We start from the raw sequence: 18,882 nt of genomic DNA, 5'->3' as shown, positions 1-18,882 counted from the left end.
TCGATCGCCTGTGCCCGCCCCGAGCGATCCGGCCCCGCACCCCACACAACCGGCCTGTGGATAACTCGCTCTGTGGCCGCGTTTGGCGGTAGAATCTCGCCTTATCTCCAAGAATCCCGCACGCCGCCTCGGCTCGCGCCTGCCCCTCCAACACTGTGATGCAGGCGTCCGAGGCACGCTCGCACGACCGCTTCGGGCCTTGTTGCACCACCGCGACAAGGGCGCCGGCGAGCCGCGCTGTGCACGCAAAAAACGACAGTTACTTGATGAACGATTTCTGGCAACACTGTTCCGCACTGCTGGAGCGCGAGCTGACGCCCCAGCAGTACGTGACGTGGATCAAACCCTTGGCCCCGGTGGCCTTCGATGCGTCGGCGAACACGCTGTCCATCGCCGCGCCGAACCGCTTCAAGCTGGACTGGGTCAAGAGCCAGTTTTCGGGACGGATCAGCGATCTGGCCCGCGAATTCTGGAACACGCCGATCGAAGTCCAGTTCGTCCTCGATCCGAAGGCAGGCATGCGCAGCGCCCCCGCCGGTGCAGCGCAGGCCACGCCGCGTGCGCCGCTGGCCCCGACCGGCCCCGCCGCGACGGTCGCCGCAATCGCCGCCAACCTGACCGCGAATGCTTCGGCCGCACCCGCCGCGCCGGCCGACGTGCCGATGACGCCGTCGGCAGCCGCCGCGCATCACCTGAACGCCGACGACGCCGACATCGACCTGCCGAGCCTGCCCGCGCATGAAGCGGCCGCCGGCCGTCGCACGTGGCGCCCGGGCCCCGGTGCCGCGCCGGCCAACGGCGGCGAAGCCGATTCGATGTACGAACGCTCGAAGCTGAACCCCGTGCTCACGTTCGACAACTTCGTGACCGGCAAGGCGAACCAGCTCGCACGCGCCGCCGCGATCCAGGTCGCGGACAACCCGGGCATCTCGTACAACCCGCTGTTCCTGTACGGCGGCGTCGGCCTCGGCAAGACCCACCTGATCCACGCGATCGGCAACCAGTTGCTGCTCGACAAGGCCGGCGCGCGGATCCGCTACATCCACGCCGAGCAATACGTGTCGGATGTGGTGAAGGCGTACCAGCGCAAGGCGTTCGACGATTTCAAGCGCTACTACCACTCGCTCGACCTGCTGCTGATCGACGATATTCAGTTCTTCTCCGGCAAGTCGCGCACGCAAGAGGAATTCTTCTACGCGTTCGAGGCGCTGGTCGCGAACAAGGCGCAGGTGATCATCACCAGCGACACGTATCCGAAGGAGATTTCGGGCATCGACGATCGCCTGATCTCGCGCTTCGACTCGGGCCTCACCGTGGCAATCGAGCCGCCCGAGCTGGAAATGCGCGTCGCGATCCTGATGCGCAAGGCGCAGTCGGAAGGCGTGAACCTGTCGGAGGACGTCGCGTTCTTCGTCGCGAAGCACCTGCGCTCGAACGTGCGCGAGCTCGAAGGCGCGCTGCGCAAGATCCTCGCGTATTCGAAGTTCCACGGCCGCGAGATCTCGATCGAGCTGACCAAGGAAGCGCTGAAGGATCTGCTGACCGTGCAGAACCGGCAGATTTCGGTCGAGAACATCCAGAAGACCGTCGCCGACTTCTACAACATCAAGGTCGCCGACATGTACTCGAAGAAGCGCCCCGCGAACATCGCGCGGCCGCGGCAGATTGCGATGTACCTGGCGAAGGAACTCACGCAGAAGAGCCTGCCGGAAATCGGCGAGCTGTTCGGCGGGCGCGACCACACCACCGTGCTGCACGCGGTGCGCAAGATCGCCGACGAACGCAGCAAGGACGCGCAGCTCAACCACGAACTGCACGTGCTGGAACAGACGCTGAAGGGCTGAGCGCGCGGCGCGCTTGATATTTCGGCCTCCGCCCCAATTTAAGGGGGGCGGTTCGGTTTTGAGGCACAATACTGGTTTGACCGCCCCGGTGGTGGCGGGCCAAGAGCCCGGCCGGCGGGGCGCTGCGAGGCTGCTGCGCTGCAGGCCGTTACTCAACGAAGGAACTCTATGCAACTGGTCAAGACCGAACGAGACACCCTCCTCAGGCCGCTGCAAACGGTCAGCGGCATCGTCGAACGCCGCCATACGTTGCCGATCCTCGCCAACCTGCTGATCACCAAGAACGGCTCGGACGTTTCGTTCCTGTCGACCGACCTGGAGCTGCAGATCACCACGCGCGCCGATTTCGGCGTCGGCGGCGACCAGGTCGCGACCACCGTCGCGGCGCGCAAGCTGCTCGACATCCTGCGCGCGATGCCTGACGGCCAGGTCACGCTGTCGCTCGCCGACAAGCGCCTCACCGTTCAATCCGGCAAGAGCCGTTTCGCACTCCAGACGCTGGCGGCCGACGAGTTCCCGACCGTCGCGCAGGCGAAGGATTTCGGCGCCACGCTCACCGTCCCGCAGAAGTCGTTCCGCCAGCTGCTCGGCATGGTGCACTTCGCGATGGCGCAGCAGGACATCCGCTACTACCTGAACGGCATGCTGCTCGTCGTCGACGGCGACCAGCTGATGGCCGTGGCCACCGACGGCCACCGCCTCGCGTTCTCGTCGATGAAGCTCGAAGGCGGCACGTTCGGCCGCCAGGAAGTCATCGTGCCGCGCAAGACGATTCTCGAGCTGCAACGCCTGCTCGAAGACATCGACGACACCGTCACCATCGACATCGCGCAAACCCAGGCCAAGTTCACGTTCGGCCAGGTCGAGCTCGTGTCGAAACTCGTCGAGGGCAAGTTCCCCGACTTCCAGCGCGTGATCCCGAAGGCGCACAAGAACACGTTCGAGATCGGCCGTGAAGAGCTGCAGCGCTCGCTGCAGCGCGCGGCGATCCTGACCTCGGACAAGTTCAAGGGCGTGCGCTGCATCATCGCGCCGGGCCAGCTGAAGATCATGTCGACCAACGCCGATCAGGAAGAGGCGCAGGAAGAACTCGAAATCGCCTACCAGGGCGATACCGTCGACATCGGCTTCAACGTCACGTATCTGCTCGACGTGCTCGCGAACCTGAAGGTCGACACCATGCAGGTGAGCCTCGGCGACGCCAGCTCGAGCGCGCTGATTACCGTGCCCGAGAACGACGAGTTCAAGTATGTCGTGATGCCGATGCGCATCTGACGCGCGCGACATCACGACACACACCAGGGGGCGGCAAGCCCCTTTGGCGTTTTATGGCGAACCGACAACCCGCCCTTTTAGTGCCTTTTCGGCACTTGGGGCGGGCCAGGAAACTGGAGCGGCCCGGCGATTTCTCGCTGAAACGCACCGCGCCGCCACGAGAGTGGCCCCGCAGAACCGGAAGATATCCATGAGTGAACAGCACAATTCGCAACCCGATAACAGCAGCTACGGCGCCTCGTCGATCCAGATCCTCGAAGGTCTGGAAGCGGTGCGCAAGCGCCCCGGGATGTACATCGGCGACACGTCGGACGGCACCGGTCTGCACCACCTCGTGTTCGAGGTGCTCGACAACTCGATCGACGAAGCGCTGGCCGGGTACTGCAACGACATCCACGTGACGATTCACGCCGACAACTCGATTTCCGTGACCGACAACGGCCGCGGGATTCCGACCGACGTGAAGATGAACGACAAGCACGAGCCGAAGCGCAGCGCGGCGGAAATCGTGATGACCGAGCTGCACGCCGGCGGCAAGTTCGACCAGAACAGCTACAAGGTGTCCGGTGGCCTGCACGGCGTGGGTGTGTCGTGCGTGAACGCGCTGTCGAGCTGGCTGCGCCTCACGGTGCGCCGTGACGGCAAGAAGCGGTTCATGGAGTTCCACCGCGGTGTTGCGCAGGATCGCGTGCTCGAGACGGTGGACGGCGTGGAAGTGTCGCCGATGCTGGTGACCGGTGACACCGAGAACCGCGGCACCGAAGTGCACTTCATGGCCGATCCGACGATTTTCGGTACGGTTGAATATCACTACGACATCCTCGCGAAGCGGATGCGCGAGCTCTCGTTCCTGAACAACGGTGTGCGGATTCGCCTCACCGACCTGCGTTCGGGCAAGGAAGACGATTTCGCGTTCGCCGGCGGTGTGAAGGGCTTCGTCGAGTACATCAACAAGACGAAGACCAACCTGCACCCGACCGTGTTCTTCGCCAACGGCGAGAAGGATGGCGTGGGCGTCGAAGTCGCGATGCAGTGGAACGACAGCTACAACGAAAACGTGCTGTGCTTCACGAACAACATTCCGCAGCGCGACGGCGGCACGCACCTGACCGGCCTGCGGGCCGCGATGACGCGCGTCATCAACAAGTACATCACCGACAACGAAATCGCGAAGAAGGCGAAGGTCGAGACGACCGGCGACGACATGCGCGAAGGGCTGTCGTGCGTGCTTTCCGTGAAGGTGCCGGAGCCGAAGTTCAGCTCGCAGACGAAGGACAAGCTGGTTTCTTCCGAGGTTCGTGCGCCGGTTGAAGAAGTTGTGGCGAAGGCGCTCGAGGAGTTCCTGCTGGAAACGCCGATCGACGCGAAGATCATCTGCGGGAAGATTGTCGAGGCTGCTCGTGCGCGCGATGCTGCGCGGAAGGCACGTGAGATGACGCGCCGCAAGGGCGTGCTCGACGGCGTCGGCCTGCCCGGCAAGCTCGCGGACTGCCAGGAGAAAGACCCGGCAAAGTGCGAAATCTACATCGTCGAGGGTGACTCGGCAGGTGGCTCGGCCAAGCAAGGGCGTGATCGGAAGTTCCAGGCGATCCTGCCGCTGCGCGGCAAGGTGCTGAACGTCGAGAAGGCCCGCTACGACAAGCTGCTGTCGTCGGAACAGATCGTCACGCTCGTGACCGCGCTTGGGTGCGGGATCGGCAAGGAAGACTACAACCTCGACAAGCTGCGCTATCACCGCATCATCATCATGACCGACGCGGACGTCGACGGTGCGCACATCCGGACGCTGCTGCTCACGTTCCTCTATCGCCAAATGCCGGACATGATCGAGCGCGGGTACGTGTATATCGCGCAACCGCCGCTTTACAAGATCAAGGCGGGCAAGGACGAGCGGTATCTGAAGGACGACGTGGAGCTCAACGCGCACATGCTGCGGTTGGCGCTGCAAGGGTCGGAGCTGGTGCCGGGTGAGAATGCGGCGGCGATTTCGGGTGATGCGCTTGGCGAGCTGGCGCGGTCGTATCTGCTGTCGCAGAGCGTTATTGAGCGATTGAGCCGGTTGTATGACCCGGCCGCGCTGGAAGCGGTCATGGACGGCGTGGTGATCGATCTCTCCAACGAAGAGTCGACCGAGGCTTCGGCGAAGGCCCTTCACGCTGCGTTGCATGATGAAGCGCTGAAGAACGAAGTGCGCGTGGTGCCTTCGTATGATCCGGTTCGGGAACAGCGCGCACTGCATGTCGAGCGGACGCATCACGGCAACGTGCGCGTTTCGGTCATCGACCAGGAATTCCAGCACACGGCGGATTATCAGCAGCTCGTGACCACCGCGAATACGTTCAAGGGGCTCATCGGGGAAGGTGCGGTCATCAAGCGCGGTGAGCGCAGCATGGCCGTGGCGGACTTCAAGAGCGCGATGAAGTGGCTGCTGGCGGATGCTGAGCGGAACGTTTCGAAGCAGCGGTATAAGGGGCTCGGTGAGATGAACCCCGAGCAGCTATGGGAAACGACGATGGATCCGGCAGTGCGGCGTCTGCTGCGTGTGCAGATCGAAGACGCGATTGCTGCGGATGGGATCTTTACTACCCTCATGGGGGATGATGTCGAGCCGCGGCGGGCGTTTATTGAGAGCAATGCCTTGAGGGCGGGGAATATTGACGTTTAAAAATTAAAAATATACGAATTTCAAAAGCCCCCCACGCGGGGCTTTTTTAACATTAAGACACAGAAAATCAGCCACCTTTGATTTGCAAAAACATCGGCATTATCGATGCTCTCCGGCGGTTATCCGCAAAATGTTAGCCTTCAACTCCTTCGCCAGATATTCGCCAACCTTCGAAGCTTTATCGGTAGAAGACAGCTCGCATTCCCAGACAATGAAAATCCTCCAACCCAGTCGCTCCAACTCAACTTTTACACGAGCATCTCTTGCCACATTCCTTTCAAATTTCTCAACCCAAAACTGAGTGTTGCTCTTTGGAAGCGTGGCAATTCGACAACCCTCGTGACGGTGCCAAAAGCAGCCATGAACAAACACAACCGACCTATACCTAGGAAGTACGATATCAGGCTTCCCAGGAAGTTTTTCATTATGCAGCCGGTAACGAAATCCCATGCGATGAAGAATTTTGCGCAAGGTTAATTCGGGAAAAGTGTTCTTCCCCCGAATCCTGGCCATTCTCTCCGAGCGTTCCTTACGCGATAGAAAATCGACCACCTTGCGCCTCTCGTGAAATTAATTTCTCACAAGCTCATAAAACGGCAAGCCCTTAATTACGTCACCAGAGACACCAGCCGTCTTGTAAAGACAATGGTGATTTTTAAGCGTCTTCACACGCTCCGAAAGCTCCCCAAGATCTGCGGTAAAACCCAGGGCGCCGAGCTCAGCAGGAGTGACATTAGGTACCTTATGAATGAACCACGTAAGCAACGGGTCCCTATAGTCCGTCACACCCGCCTTGAAATGTCTAAGGTATTGTGACGCCAAAATAACTCCAGCACCAAATTCCCGCCCCTGCAAAAGCAATTTACGAAGCACATCGAACTCATAACGCATGATGTTGTCCGCCTCATCGACAAGCAGATATGAATCAATCACCCTCAATTGTGGATCATTTCCGACAAATGGCCTCTTTGGGGTTTTGAGCATGTTCTCGTAGAACATGTTCAACATGATCGCAACCAGCATGTTTTTACTACGATCATCTTGCCCCATCGCATCAAGTGACACTACAACAATTCCATCCAAAAAATCGTCAAACGATTTAGTTTTATCTGGGTCTTTTTCAAAGACCTCCATATCCACAAGATCATCAATAATTGCCATCGGCGAGTCTGATTTTCCACCGAGAAGATCACGGTACTCCGAATGGATATCGTAGATAGTGGGCTGCCGCCCCAATCCTGAACATACATTATATGCATTGCGGACAGCACCCTTCAACTTATCTCGCTGCACTGGGCCTATACCCGAATACACTTTATCCAGAACATCGGCGAAGAATCGAAAGCGATCTAACCAAGGAGCCACTGACTCACCCATTGACGAAGTGTCAAACAGATTAAGTGGCAATCCGGTCGGCCTCACAACACGTGCTCCTGTTGCCTGCACGAACTCTGGATTACTGTAGTCACGCTTGTAATCGAAAATCAAAAATCGCGGCTTTATACCACGATTTTCGCGCGTGGCCGTTGCGATCTGAAAAATGAGAGACTTTAGCAACTGAGTCTTCCCCGTCCCCAAATCACCCACCACACCAATGTTCAAATGATTTAGGCGCGTATCAGATATATTCAAAGAGAGAGGGCGCGGCTCGAATCCGTCAATGGTTTTCCCAATCGAAAGGATAATTCCTTGATCACCCACTTCATCGGCGACGACAGTTCCCAACGAAACATTTTCGTACAGGTTAGCATCTTGACCTTTCAGCCCCTCTTTCATTGTCGAGACTTCTTGAATTCCCTCCAACGAAGTGGAAGTAATTTCCAGTGCCGCGCCCTCTACAACTGCCTCGATTGTCGGCTCGACCTCTGTCTCGGACTCACCATCATCAGCATTACATACTGGAAAAAGCTGCCAATTTCCTATTTTTGCACGCACGGCATCATAAAACGCCTGAGCATCGCCAGCAACCATCCTCCCAGCATCTCCCGACGATATAGATATGCTTTCTGAGAAACCGTCTCCATCATAATCCACAGCATCGCTTGTCGACGTGCCATCTACAACAATTAGGCGCCCCTTACCATCGACGGTAATTTCTGGGCACGGTCCGGATAGTATCGCCGCAGCAATACGTTCATGGTAGTTCGCCCAACGTCCAGCGTGCTCTTTGACGAGTTTGTGTTGACTATACACACGCAGGCCGAAGCCAATCATCGATAGCAAGAGATGCTGATAGGCAAGTTTCCATATCAAGGACTTCCCTGCACGCTCTTCCATTGAGCTAAATAACGTGGACAACGCTCTAGCTTGGCCAAGTGCATCTCTCGCATCGTTTGGACTGAGTACCGCGCTCTGCTGACGACACTTCACCTCAACAGGAGTGATGTGAATGCGCACCGAATCCTCGCAAAGCTTAACGCCTACCACGAGAAGGTCGGGACGAGAAAGCGATGCGTCCTTACGCTCCTTGCCGATCGATCGAGCCATGTCCGCGAGATAACCTCTGAACGGATCCACCGGAATGATGATCGCTATAGACGCATCCTCCGGTGAACCAGACAACACCGGTAGGATGCTATTCAAATCGCCTGATGTTCGGAATTGATCTTGTAGCAACCGAACCGCAAGAAACAGGCCGAGATCTCCGGTTGCCCCAGAGTCATCAGCAGAAAGGCCGCGGACCGTGGGAATTCCTCGTCGAGCGACCTCGAGGAGAATCTGTTCAATGTGGTCACCTGACAGATTTTTGCAATCAGGCAGTGGGTCAAGAACCCTTTGCAGAGAATCGCGATCTGCGTCCCGAACCTGAGACAACAAGTAGTAGCCACTTGTGTCGCCAGCACGATGCGAATACGACGGCAAGTCATAATCCCAAAGATAGGTGCCCTTGATCCATCCCCCCAGGAAGCAGGCCGGATCAATCGCGGAAGACGACACTGCGACGAAACCTGCTTTCTTCTCCTCAAGCATGTTTGAAACGGCGTGTACATTAGGCGCGAACTGCAATCCCGTCGCGTCGTCGATCCCACCTTCAAGTAAGGTAATGCAATGAGCGACCTTATCTGCAAGGATCTCGCCGGAGGGTGGTGCCGGGAATGCTTGCCGTGATTCGCTTAGGAAAGCTCCATGTAGCTGGCGCCTAATCCTATGCCTAATGAGGCCTCCAATCCCAAGAGGGGAACGTATTCCTACATCCGCAGACTCCGGCTGAGCAGAATCCAGCTGGGCAATAATTCCAAGGTCAGGTTTCGTTCCGGGAGGCTGTTTGTCAAACCAACGGACACGATTGCCGGTATCTTCGGACAGGTTCGCGATACTAGGTTGGTCAGGGCGCGAACTAAGCGGCCGCGTGTCGAATACCTCGAGCATCCTGGGGCCAATGCTTGGCCTGATAGCAGATACATCACCGTTACCAAAACGGCGGGTACACCAATTGGCCAGCCCCTCATTGCAAGCATCAGATGCCCCTCCCCCACTGGACAAAACCAAGCTGACAACCGGTTTCGCGGCAAGCAGGTCAGAGACGTCCTCCAATGCACGAGCCACCTGAGCTGGGCTAAAACCACTCGAAATGCCCCCCACCACGAGCCCAAACGCATCGTCAAATGGAGGTTGCCTCGATTTGTCCGCAATCTGGCCTAGACGCGATCCGTTCCATAGCACCGACCAGTAGTCAGAGTTGCACTCAACCGACAAGAATGGGACCCGATCGACACCCGCTGGCCCCCCTGGGGCTTGTAAAGACATGATCAGGAGGTCGGGTACGCAATCAGGATCTAAAATACTGGCAGCGGGACAGGATAGCGAGGCATCACCATCGGTCGCATTGAACAGTACTTCCTGCGCGAGACAATGCCAAGCTAAACGCAAGGGGTGCAACGGTGACAGGAGAATCGCGTCTGGAATGCGTGCAAGTGTATGACCATCGGCCTCCCTCGGGCATACTGCGACGACATCGACCCAACAAGCAACATCACGGTCTACAGCAATCCACGACACGTACGCGTCAAGATACTGCTCGACCAGGGCACGGAAAACAGCATCACGTGCAAGCCAGGCTCCCAAAGGCGCAGACTCTAGAAGACCAGCTTGTTCGCTTGTCTGCCTTATGCGGCTCGCGATCTCTCGTCGCGCGTCCACGAACCCAGGTGGCGGTACAAAAAGCGACGCTTCAGGCCTTGGGTCATGAAGAAAGCGTGCTCCCGACAGAACGGGACCAACGGGTAGCTCCCAATCGGGGGACGCCCATTTCGCGGCGTAATCGTCTGAAAGGACCAATGGGACAAATGACCTACCTACATTCTGCTCGTCAAGCATCCATGCCTGCAGACTCGACGAGCGAGCGTGACGATCCAGCTGTACCACGGCCTTAGCATCGAATTTCTCTAGATGTCGCCGGTTGAGCTTAATGAGCCGCTCAAATTCACTCCGACACCCTTCTTCTTTAACTTCCTCACAGGTGACAAATACTCTACAAGTCTGCTCACGGTCTCCTGATCGTTGGAACGAGACTTCGAGCTGGCAATTGCTCTCAGCATCGACCTCTACTTGATAGTCACCATCCTTCGTGACATGAAGCTGAAGAGCTTGCGGAGGATCCATGACTTGCTCAGTAGCGTCGTCAGAAATTGCTTCGGCACGAGCAACCGAGACTCCCGGAGAAACGAAAAAAAGAAGCTCGTAGCGGCCGGGGCCTGGAACAGAAAGCGCAGCTTCCCAATCAACGCGAGCACTGCCTTTGCGTGGCTTCTTAGGTAGTAACACCTTGGTTGCCAAGCGTGATGTGACAATAATGCCGGGCAACCAGCTTGAAAGCGAAACAACTCTTGCCGTAGCGGATTTATGGTCTGCGGCGGTCACCTTATAGCTAGCTGGAGAACGTTGACCGCTTGACGGCAAGATATCCTGACATATCGCCACCCCGTCGACATTGATTTTGGTTCCAGTCTTTCCGTAGGATCCTCCAGTGAGACAAACTTCTACTTCACCTTCGGTACTGGAGAGACCAGTCGCAATTGAAAGTTCAACGCCGGATCGAACAATCGCTGGTACTCCTTTTGCTGGTGGCAAGATCGTGTTTATACAAGCAATCGTGAGATCGCCTGACTGCCCGTCCGGCTCCTCGGCAAGAAGATCCGCCCAGCACTCAGTCGAGAGAACTTGCCACCACGACGGTGGTGGCTGCAACTCTAGGGTATCTGATGTCAGGTAAAACGCCGGTGCAGCACGCTCAAATGTTGTGGGTACTTCACACGTTGCCTGTATGTGCCTAAGAAAATCCTCGAGCGCCTGCTTCACCGGCCCTGTTGTTGTTGTTGTCACCAAACGCTCGAGGGCCGTCTTGAATCCGTCTGCCATTTCGTCGGCGAGTTGCTCCAGAATGCCCAATTGCGTTTTAGAAGAAATCCCGCCGTCAGACATTTGAGGCACGCCACATGCAAGCGCTAACGCCGCCCCCGACGACAATCCGCCTTTATCTTCCTGAATTGAATAGAGTCGCGACAGCAGGCGCCAGGTTCCCGCGCCAGGAGCCACCTCGTCCACAGCAGCAGCCGCTTTTCCGACAAGTTGTCTTGCATCATCGAGCCAACTCTCCGGGATGCCTGCATCTTTTAACGCTCGTGTCACCAAATTCTGGATGAAGCCGTCTTCCCACCACGTCTCAAATGCGACGTGACTGGTGCTGTTGGAGGCATTCATACCGAACTCCTCCGTCGTCGATGCTACGGACCTGTTGCTATGCTGCTCAGGCGGCATCAAGGCAACAAAACTCGCCAAGTTTGGGTCGTTGCGAATATGCAGGAGATGGCTTTCGTCACAACGCCCCGACTCCCCAATTCCCGGATTGCGGACGATTGCACGACCGGCCGGCAACTGCAGCAATACTGGGAGAACTGTCTCTTTGTCGTCCGGTCCAAGAACATTTATCCCCCCGGAAAGAGCAAGTTCTTCGAAAATCTGCTCGAGAATCTCTAGCGGAGGCCCATGAAAGACGAATCTGGCCTCAAGCTTGTCACCCAATTGCCCGCGTACCGCGGCCGTTACCTTTTCCCGAATAATATTCGCAATGGTTTGTACGAGTTTAGTCATGCCTTATTGTCCATGGCCGGAGTGATAGGAAAGGGAGGCAATAACATCATCCCACTCTCGGCATCGGGGCTATCGAGCACGAGACCGAGCATCCGTAGTTGGTGCCCCAAATCATTTCGAGCAATGTCCTGCTGATCCAATGCGAGTCCATAAGTCGCGAGATGCAAGCCGAGCTTATGGATCGATCGGGGACCGCCAGCACCCGCTAGAGCACAATGCACAAACGCAAGTACCGCAACCGGTCCGAGCGACACGACCCAAGGACTGGATGGACTGCTTCCCTTCTTCTTCAGTACGTATCCCTGGTCATATCCTCTAAGCAGCTGGACAGCCGTCTGGCGCTGGCCGAGCGCATGTCGTGCGAACTCAAGTAGGTTTGCACCAATTCCCTTCTTGCAGCTCAGTGCCCGAGCCTCCTGTTCACGGATCTCCGCCAAGGCCGTAGAGATCCCCATCTCTGCTAACGCATGTCGATTGTCACGAATATGCTGACATAGACTAGAGATACCCGAGCTTGACGAAATATCCCCGTTGTATGGAGCACCCAAATCCGCCAGTGCCCATAAGATTGCGTTTATGTTTAGGCGAGCAGATAGGTAACTGGACGCCCTGTCCTTCAACCCATGCAAAGCCTTGCCACCGTATGTCATGTACTGGGCCGCCTCGGGGAACACGAAGCTTCTCGTATCGTCGGCTCCTACAGGGCCATTCCCGCCAAGAGCATCGGAAAAGCAACGCCAAGTCCTCGCATGCACTTCACACAGCCAAGTAACGTGCGCGACCGCAGCAAGCCTAAGAACTGCCTCGAGCAAGCTCGTCCATTGTCGACGCGTCATAGTTGGCTTGGCTTGAATAAGCGCTTTCAGATCCTTAGCGAATTGCCGAGCCGGCATGAATCCCACTTCGTCAAAATCGTCGAGCGAGAGATTTGCAACATCTCCTCGCGAGACTGGCGCAAGCTTCCAAGACGCATGATTGGCCCAGACATTTGTTTCCTGCTCAAGCCATCTCGCAAAAACATCATCGTGGTCGCTAACGCTCAGCGCCGAAAACAATGATTCCCAGAGCTCCTGAGCTGCGTCATGGCCTCTTGAGCCGAGCCAAACCATTCTCCTCACAAGGCTTCCAGCGGGCCACGAATTGCTACTCAGACGAGCCGATCCAGAAAAAAGCGCAAGAGACGGAACAAGTGGGGTTACTTGTAAAAATCTCTTTGCCGATTGATTGGGCAGCTTTGGGCTTTCAAGCACACCATGTAGAACTGTATTCCAATCTTCTACACAGACCGTTGCCCCGTTAGGTGGCCCCTGTCTCTTGTCGCGCAGCTTCTGTAGTCGCTGCTCGAGGTCTCGTCCAGCCTGAGGAACCCCACCCTCCCCGACAGATTCAAAACCAATGGTGCGATAAAGCGCTGCGACAAGCACCTCTGAACTTGCATATTCCGGCGCAGGGCTTATGGCGAGCGCAGAGTCCTTATATGCAGGATGCGATGTCTTCCAGGGTGCTTGTTTAAATTCAGCGAGTGCCATACTTACACTCCTCCATGGACCGAGAAGAAACTACCGTCCCAAGCCTTCCCGATTTCCGTACCGTCTATACCGATCCGAATCTTCGCGTCTGCGAGCACATCTGGATCTCTCACAATTGGGCCAGACAATCTCGCCTTGGTCGCATCAAGCAGCGCAACAACGGTTCGAGGTAGTGCAGCCGGAGACAGACCTCGCTCCAACTCCTTGACCGCCTTGAATAAGTCGTAAGTTAGCGCGATATTTTGCGTAGATTGTCCATTTCCGACTTCAAGAAAGCAGATAGGGGAGCGAGGCCGCCCCGCCGTGGATAATTTAGGAATACGGACTTTTCTAACATCAACAACAAGCGTCGCTTGTCTCAGTTGAGGCGGAAGCGGTTGCCCAAATGTAGTCGCCAAAGAGACTTCAAAATCCTTTCCGTTATTCAACAGATCTTTTACCTGCGCGGCCACTTCGAAAAGTCGTTGGCCCTTGTCATCGTCCTCCACAACTTTCTGGAACGACTCAAGAATTTCGATGTCTGCCACGACAGATGCTCGAGTACAAATACTGCGCCGAACAAAACGACAAGCGAAGTCACGCAAAACTCTCTGAATGCGGCTCGCAGCTGCAGGATTTTTCCGACGAATTGCAGATGAGGATAGTAGATTGTCTGCCCTTTCTAGCTTCCGCAGCAAGTTGATTTCATATTTCGCAAGCACCTGATACTTACGAATGAATTCTATGCCCCCGGTAATGGAGCGACTAAATCTCGTATCCAACTCGCCTAGCTTTACTCTACTCCGCGCGCTAACGGCGACCTCGATATCGGGACTTGCCATTGCCGGATCCAGAAGCTCCACTTGACTTTCTAGCAAAGATTCAATCGTAGCTGGCAGATACGAATCCTTCCGTTCGTGGAGAAAATATTGGAGGCCCAAAATTACGCGGACGTCATTAATTTCCTTTCCCAGACCAAGATCTTTTAGGCCTTGACGCAATGCGCCGACTGCTTCGGGGTTCCAACGGTGGAATAGCGCGTGCTGATAGCCAGATGTTGCGAGATCGAACGGTGCCGTGAGGTGCTGGCGCTTAGGATTACTCATTTGATCACCTTCCTCAGTTAACCGCTTGAGGTTGGCAGCCCAATGACATGAGTCTCGATGCTTGCTGTGCTCCGAAGGACTACGACCAGCAAGTAAATATGAAATTAGAGAGAGTAAATCTCGAAAGCTCCACCGCTTACCGGTAGCCAATTCGTACCACCGGAGAATGCGCAACAATGCAGCACGATTATCTTCGCGCGCAAGCAATTGCTGGCTATGGCAGAAAGGGCACTCTTCACCTGCAGGACATTCGCCAGTATTAGGCCAATAAGTGGGATTAGTGGCATACGTCAAAAGCGTCGATGCAGGAGGAACAAGCTCGCCCCCGGGGCTGACCAGTAGAGACTCGACGTCCATGGGCCAAACGGCCACCCCTGGAAAGCCTTCGAGCGGCCAACACGAAGGAGCTGTCGACGAGAGACTAACCGATCGTGTAATAGTTTCGAGAAGCGTGCAAACTCGATTATGTCCATTATCAAGCGCGTAAATCAGCGCATCATCAAGAACACCCCTATTTACGCAACATAGATAATATTGCTCGCTTGATTCGCGAAGCAGTTCATCAAGCTCCTGAAGTAGCAATTGTGGTGCCGTGCTTCCTTCTTTACCGGCTGTCGCAGACGCATCCTGAACAATTGAAAGAGACATTGGACGCGAATTTGATGTGAGACTACCCACATCCACCGATACAACTCTATCGACAGCTTTCCCAGGAGGTGGACGGAAAAGTCGAGAGAGCGCATCTGTGATCTCGCGCTCCGCTCCAATGCATTTCCCTAGGTGACGGATCGTGTGCTCGATAGCCTCAGTTTTCCCATTCCCAGGCCCGCCGACGAGCAACAATATCCTCGGCGTGTCTTGTGCACCAGAGGCGACATCCTCAGCCCATGTTTCCAACCGCGAGATCAGATTCGTTCTGAGCAGCTCCTTACCTGGCCGGCCGCTACCAGGGTCGAAGAGGCGCTTCACCCCACCGGAATGATGTCCGGCCCATTCGAGCAGATCCCTGGGGAATCTGGGATCCGCCGTCGATATATTATTCATTATTCCCCTTATTGGTCTCTTATGCCACTGCCCTCAGCGAGTCTTGTTTACGCCCGGCAACGTGATTTTTTTGAAACAAAAATATCCGCTCAAGCTTGTCTAGAACAGCAATAGCTGCAAGGCCAATTGCCTCTGCAAGTAATGGCGGAACTGCATTACCCACCTGAGTATACCTGGGACACTCCTTCGTCCGCCGATCTCCTCCCGTCGTGAATTTTCCGCGGAATCGAAACCAGTCCGGGAAGCTTTGCAACCGAGCACTCTCCCTGACCGTAAGAATTCTTGGCTCCGAAAAGTGGAGGACGTCGTCGGGCAACGTTGTGATAGTAGGCGCTGGCTCCGACGGAGACATTACGTATATCCGATGCTTCTTAAGACCAAACTTCGCGCGACTCTTCTCGTTCATCCGAACACCCTGTTCGCATTCCTTGATGATCTTCTTGAATCTCGCTCGAACGTCATCCCGGTGCCTCGCCAGGCGCATACTATCCATGTCATCAATTCGGCAATGCCGATGCATTAGCCGCTGATAATTTGTCAGTGGTCCGAGATAACGAGCTTCTTCAAAGCCGTTTGCGGAAAATGGATCGATACACGGTTGTTTGACAGTTCGCCCAACCAAAAGATCTGATATCGCATCCTCAGCTGTTATGAGGCGGGTCTTGGGTAGACCGTGCTTAGCAAGTAGCTCAGTTCGTATGACCTCAAGCATCTTGAATACATGCATGACACCATCTTCGAGGTGGGACGCTAGAGATCTCTCTATACCGATAACGATAAGTCTCGAGCGACGCTGCGGCACACCGAAGCGAGATGCATCGACAATCTCTCCGTGGACATCATAACCAATTGCCTCGAGACTTTTCTTCAATTTCTCATAGAACGATTCGCTCGCGGACTCTTCATCTAGCGTCTTGCTCGCATGTGCAACCTTCATTCCTGGTACATTTTCAAGTACCAAAATAGATGGTCTGATGGAATCGACAACCTCAACATATTTCTCAAATAACTGATTTCGAGGGTCGTCAGCCTGTCGGCGGCCAGCAAAGCTAAACCCCTGACATGGAGGCCCGCCCGCAAGTATTTGCACCTCCCCCTTCAGGTTAGCCAGGTCGTCACGGTGTGCATCCAACAGATCGTCGATACCCCATGCCCTCTTTTCCAACCAGGACGGCCAATCGAATTTTTCGATCGGAACCCTTCTATCTCCGAGAAAATTGTCGGAGAACGTATCAAATGCCATGGCATCTCGCTCCACAGCAAATCGCCCTTGAATTCCCGCCATAGAGAGGCCTAATGACAAGCCGCCACAGCCTGAAAAGAGATCTACAAATTTGTAATTGGGCATGTCTTAAGTTACTTTCCTGGCTTCGTGCCGCCTGTCGCGGGTGGATTAGAAACAATTACTTCAGTACTGCTCATAGTCGTGACCAGGACTAAATTTTTTCGCGAATACTTCGCCGACAGATCTCGTCACCGGCTTGCTTTGGGACAGCCTCTTCATGAAGCCGCCTCGGGCATGCTATGTCGCGGAGATCGCCGGCCAACAGCTCGATTTCTTCGAACTTAATCACGTAACGACTCCCTTCCAATCGCTTGTGCCATCCAAGATGGGAGAATCGCGCGCGCTGATGCCAACGCTTGCCACTCCGGCGGAGGCAAAGTACGTCGCAATGCTGCCAAGGCGTTGCCCGCACGTGCTGGACCAATCCATGCTAGAGCTCGTACGGCCGTACCTGCCGGGCTGGTACCGAGCGCAAGCATCCAATGTGGTGCATGGACCACGAGAACTTCCACACCGCCCAACCTCAATTTTCTTGTCCGCCCAGACGTCAGGTAGATTTTCCGGGGCGGTGCCCGCGTCGTTAAGCCGAGGAGATTGGCGGCGCTTGCTCCGTGATGTGCGACGACTTCTCCTGTTTGTTCAGCCATCGCCTCGACGACCTTGTCCAGGGCAGGTGGACGCGCACCTGAGCGAGTGACCAAAGGGGCAACGTACGTGCCTCTCGTTACGCGTAGGAGCTTCCCGTCCTTCGCAAGACGTGAAAATGCCTGATCAACTGCGGCCCTACTTCCCAAGTGCAGAAATTCTTTAGGCGAGAGTACGCCACCCTCTGAAAGGGATTGCGCGTGCTGCAGTATTGATTCTGGTAACGTATTCATATCGGCGCTTCAGGGTGTGAGAATCTTACGCCAGTTTCTGACATACGTCTCCTCGGATGTCACCAAGGGCACGTGGCCATTCCGTCGCCCCTAGGCCGTTTGGTTAATCGGCATTCTGTCGGCCCATTAGAGCCCTATCTTCCCTTAAACTAAAACAGCACCACCGCAAAAAAGCGCGGGCCGCATGGGCTGCCACCCATACGACCCGCTGACCACAACCAACTCATTGCAGGAGTCGGAAGATGGCTAACGCCTATAGTAAGTCACGTCCCAAGAAGCTCAAACAGTATCCCGAGGTTGAGCTGACCCTCGGCAACAAGCCGGACCTTCCCCAGGATGGCCAACCGTACATGCCATGGATGCGCGCCATCGACGCGCATTTCGAGATGTTCGGATTCAAGCCGGGTGATCGCGTCTATCTTCGGTTCAACTTTGATTCCCGAAGGGTCATCATCACGCCCGACTACAGCGCGCTGAACTGGCGAGAGCAGCCCTATGGTGCAGCTGCGCAAGAAGAGGACGAGGAGCTGGAGCGCGCAGCGCTGGCCCCTTTGCGCCGCTCTGTTGACTGGTGATGGCTCGGCGTGAAGCACTTCGGCGCGCGCCTTGATGCAAATGGTCCGCGGCGGCGCTGCAAGTAACTTCAACAATCGTCACAACAGACGAAAAGTTGCGTTCCGCTCACTCGACATTCGACGGCATCGCATGCAGCACGACAAGCATCCATGCCGAGTACTCCACACGCATTTCCGTCGCCGAAATGCAAAAACCCCCGCCTTTCGGGCGGGGGTTCTTGGCTTAGGGAGCCTGACGATTACCTACTTTCACACGGGAATCCGCACTATCATCGGCGTAGAGTCGTTTCACGGTCCTGTTCGGGATGGGAAGGGGTGGGACCGACTCGCTATGGTCATCAGGCAAAGAGGGTTGTCACGTTGCTTCGCAACGCGACCAATCTTGGAAGAAGCAGTAATTTTTTGAGTTGTGTGTATCACACACGAGAATCCAACTTGTCGCTTGGATCTTGCTCAGTGCTTGCGCACCTCGCCGATCTACAAGGCAGACTTGTTATAGGATCAAGCCTTACGGGCAATTAGTATCAGTTAGCTGAACGCATTACTGCGCTTACACACCTGACCTATCAACGTCCTGGTCTCGAACGACCCTTCAAGGGGATCTAGTCCCCA

Annotated in this window: 10 protein-coding genes and 2 rRNA genes; 4 read left to right on the top strand and 8 right to left on the bottom strand. The window is 55.8% G+C overall.

Translation table 11 applies throughout. The features are described 5' to 3' along the window. Positions 1-266 precede the first annotated feature (266 nt). The 3 genes from dnaA to gyrB all read left to right on the top strand — a co-directional run bounded on the left by dnaA (position 267) and on the right by gyrB (position 5,784). Positions 267-1,844 carry a chromosomal replication initiator protein DnaA gene (gene dnaA / locus C5O79_RS35110; protein ID WP_039364630.1) on the top strand — a complete coding sequence of 526 codons (1,578 nt, stop codon included), beginning with the start codon at positions 267-269 and terminating at the stop codon, positions 1,842-1,844. Between the two features lie 168 nt (positions 1,845-2,012). Beyond that, on the top strand, positions 2,013-3,119 hold the full coding sequence (gene dnaN / locus C5O79_RS35105) for a DNA polymerase III subunit beta (protein WP_131932187.1): 1,107 nt from the start codon (positions 2,013-2,015) through the stop codon (positions 3,117-3,119). Positions 3,120-3,309: 190 nt separating this feature from the next. Then, a complete protein-coding gene (gene gyrB, locus C5O79_RS35100; protein WP_046544142.1) occupies positions 3,310-5,784 on the top strand; it encodes a DNA topoisomerase (ATP-hydrolyzing) subunit B in 2,475 nt (824 codons plus the stop codon). A gap of 99 nt (positions 5,785-5,883) precedes the next feature. Here the strand turns inward: gyrB and vsr are convergent, their stop codons facing one another. The 6 genes from vsr to C5O79_RS38750 form a co-directional block, all read right to left on the bottom strand. Continuing rightward, on the bottom strand, positions 5,884-6,336 hold the full coding sequence (gene vsr, locus C5O79_RS35095) for a DNA mismatch endonuclease Vsr (protein WP_131932185.1): 453 nt from the start codon (positions 6,334-6,336) through the stop codon (positions 5,884-5,886). Between the two features lie 18 nt (positions 6,337-6,354). After that, positions 6,355-11,874 (bottom strand): ATP-binding protein, encoded by a 5,520-nt coding sequence (locus C5O79_RS35090; protein WP_131932183.1) that lies wholly within the window; start codon positions 11,872-11,874, stop codon positions 6,355-6,357. Beyond that, a complete protein-coding gene (locus tag C5O79_RS35085; protein ID WP_131932181.1) occupies positions 11,871-13,403 on the bottom strand; it encodes a hypothetical protein in 1,533 nt (510 codons plus the stop codon). The genes C5O79_RS35090 and C5O79_RS35085 overlap by 4 nt, the downstream gene beginning before the upstream one ends. Before the next feature lie 2 nt (positions 13,404-13,405). Continuing rightward, positions 13,406-15,532 carry a hypothetical protein gene (locus C5O79_RS35080; protein ID WP_131932179.1) on the bottom strand — a complete coding sequence of 709 codons (2,127 nt, stop codon included), beginning with the start codon at positions 15,530-15,532 and terminating at the stop codon, positions 13,406-13,408. 19 nt (positions 15,533-15,551) lie between these two features. Beyond that, positions 15,552-16,880 (bottom strand): DNA cytosine methyltransferase, encoded by a 1,329-nt coding sequence (locus C5O79_RS35075; protein ID WP_131932177.1) that lies wholly within the window; start codon positions 16,878-16,880, stop codon positions 15,552-15,554. A gap of 218 nt (positions 16,881-17,098) precedes the next feature. Beyond that, complete coding sequence (locus C5O79_RS38750) at positions 17,099-17,695, bottom strand: DUF6088 family protein (RefSeq protein ID WP_131932175.1); 597 nt, start codon at positions 17,693-17,695, stop codon at positions 17,099-17,101. A 242-nt stretch (positions 17,696-17,937) separates the two neighbouring features. On the opposite strand from C5O79_RS38750, the gene C5O79_RS35065 reads away from it, so the two are divergent. Continuing rightward, complete coding sequence (locus C5O79_RS35065; RefSeq protein WP_131932173.1) at positions 17,938-18,270, top strand: hypothetical protein; 333 nt, start codon at positions 17,938-17,940, stop codon at positions 18,268-18,270. A gap of 230 nt (positions 18,271-18,500) precedes the next feature. On the opposite strand, the gene rrf is transcribed toward C5O79_RS35065, so the two are convergent. After that, positions 18,501-18,613 (bottom strand): 5S ribosomal RNA (gene rrf / locus C5O79_RS35060). Between the two features lie 154 nt (positions 18,614-18,767). Beyond that, positions 18,768-18,882 (bottom strand): 23S ribosomal RNA (locus C5O79_RS35055); the annotation flags it as partial.

The sequence above is a fragment of the Burkholderia sp. SRS-25 genome, assembly GCF_004343765.1.
Classification (GTDB): domain Bacteria; phylum Pseudomonadota; class Gammaproteobacteria; order Burkholderiales; family Burkholderiaceae; genus Burkholderia; species Burkholderia contaminans.
The sequence above is the reverse complement of the archived record's forward strand: the minus strand, read 5'-3'. Positions and strand labels throughout refer to the sequence as shown.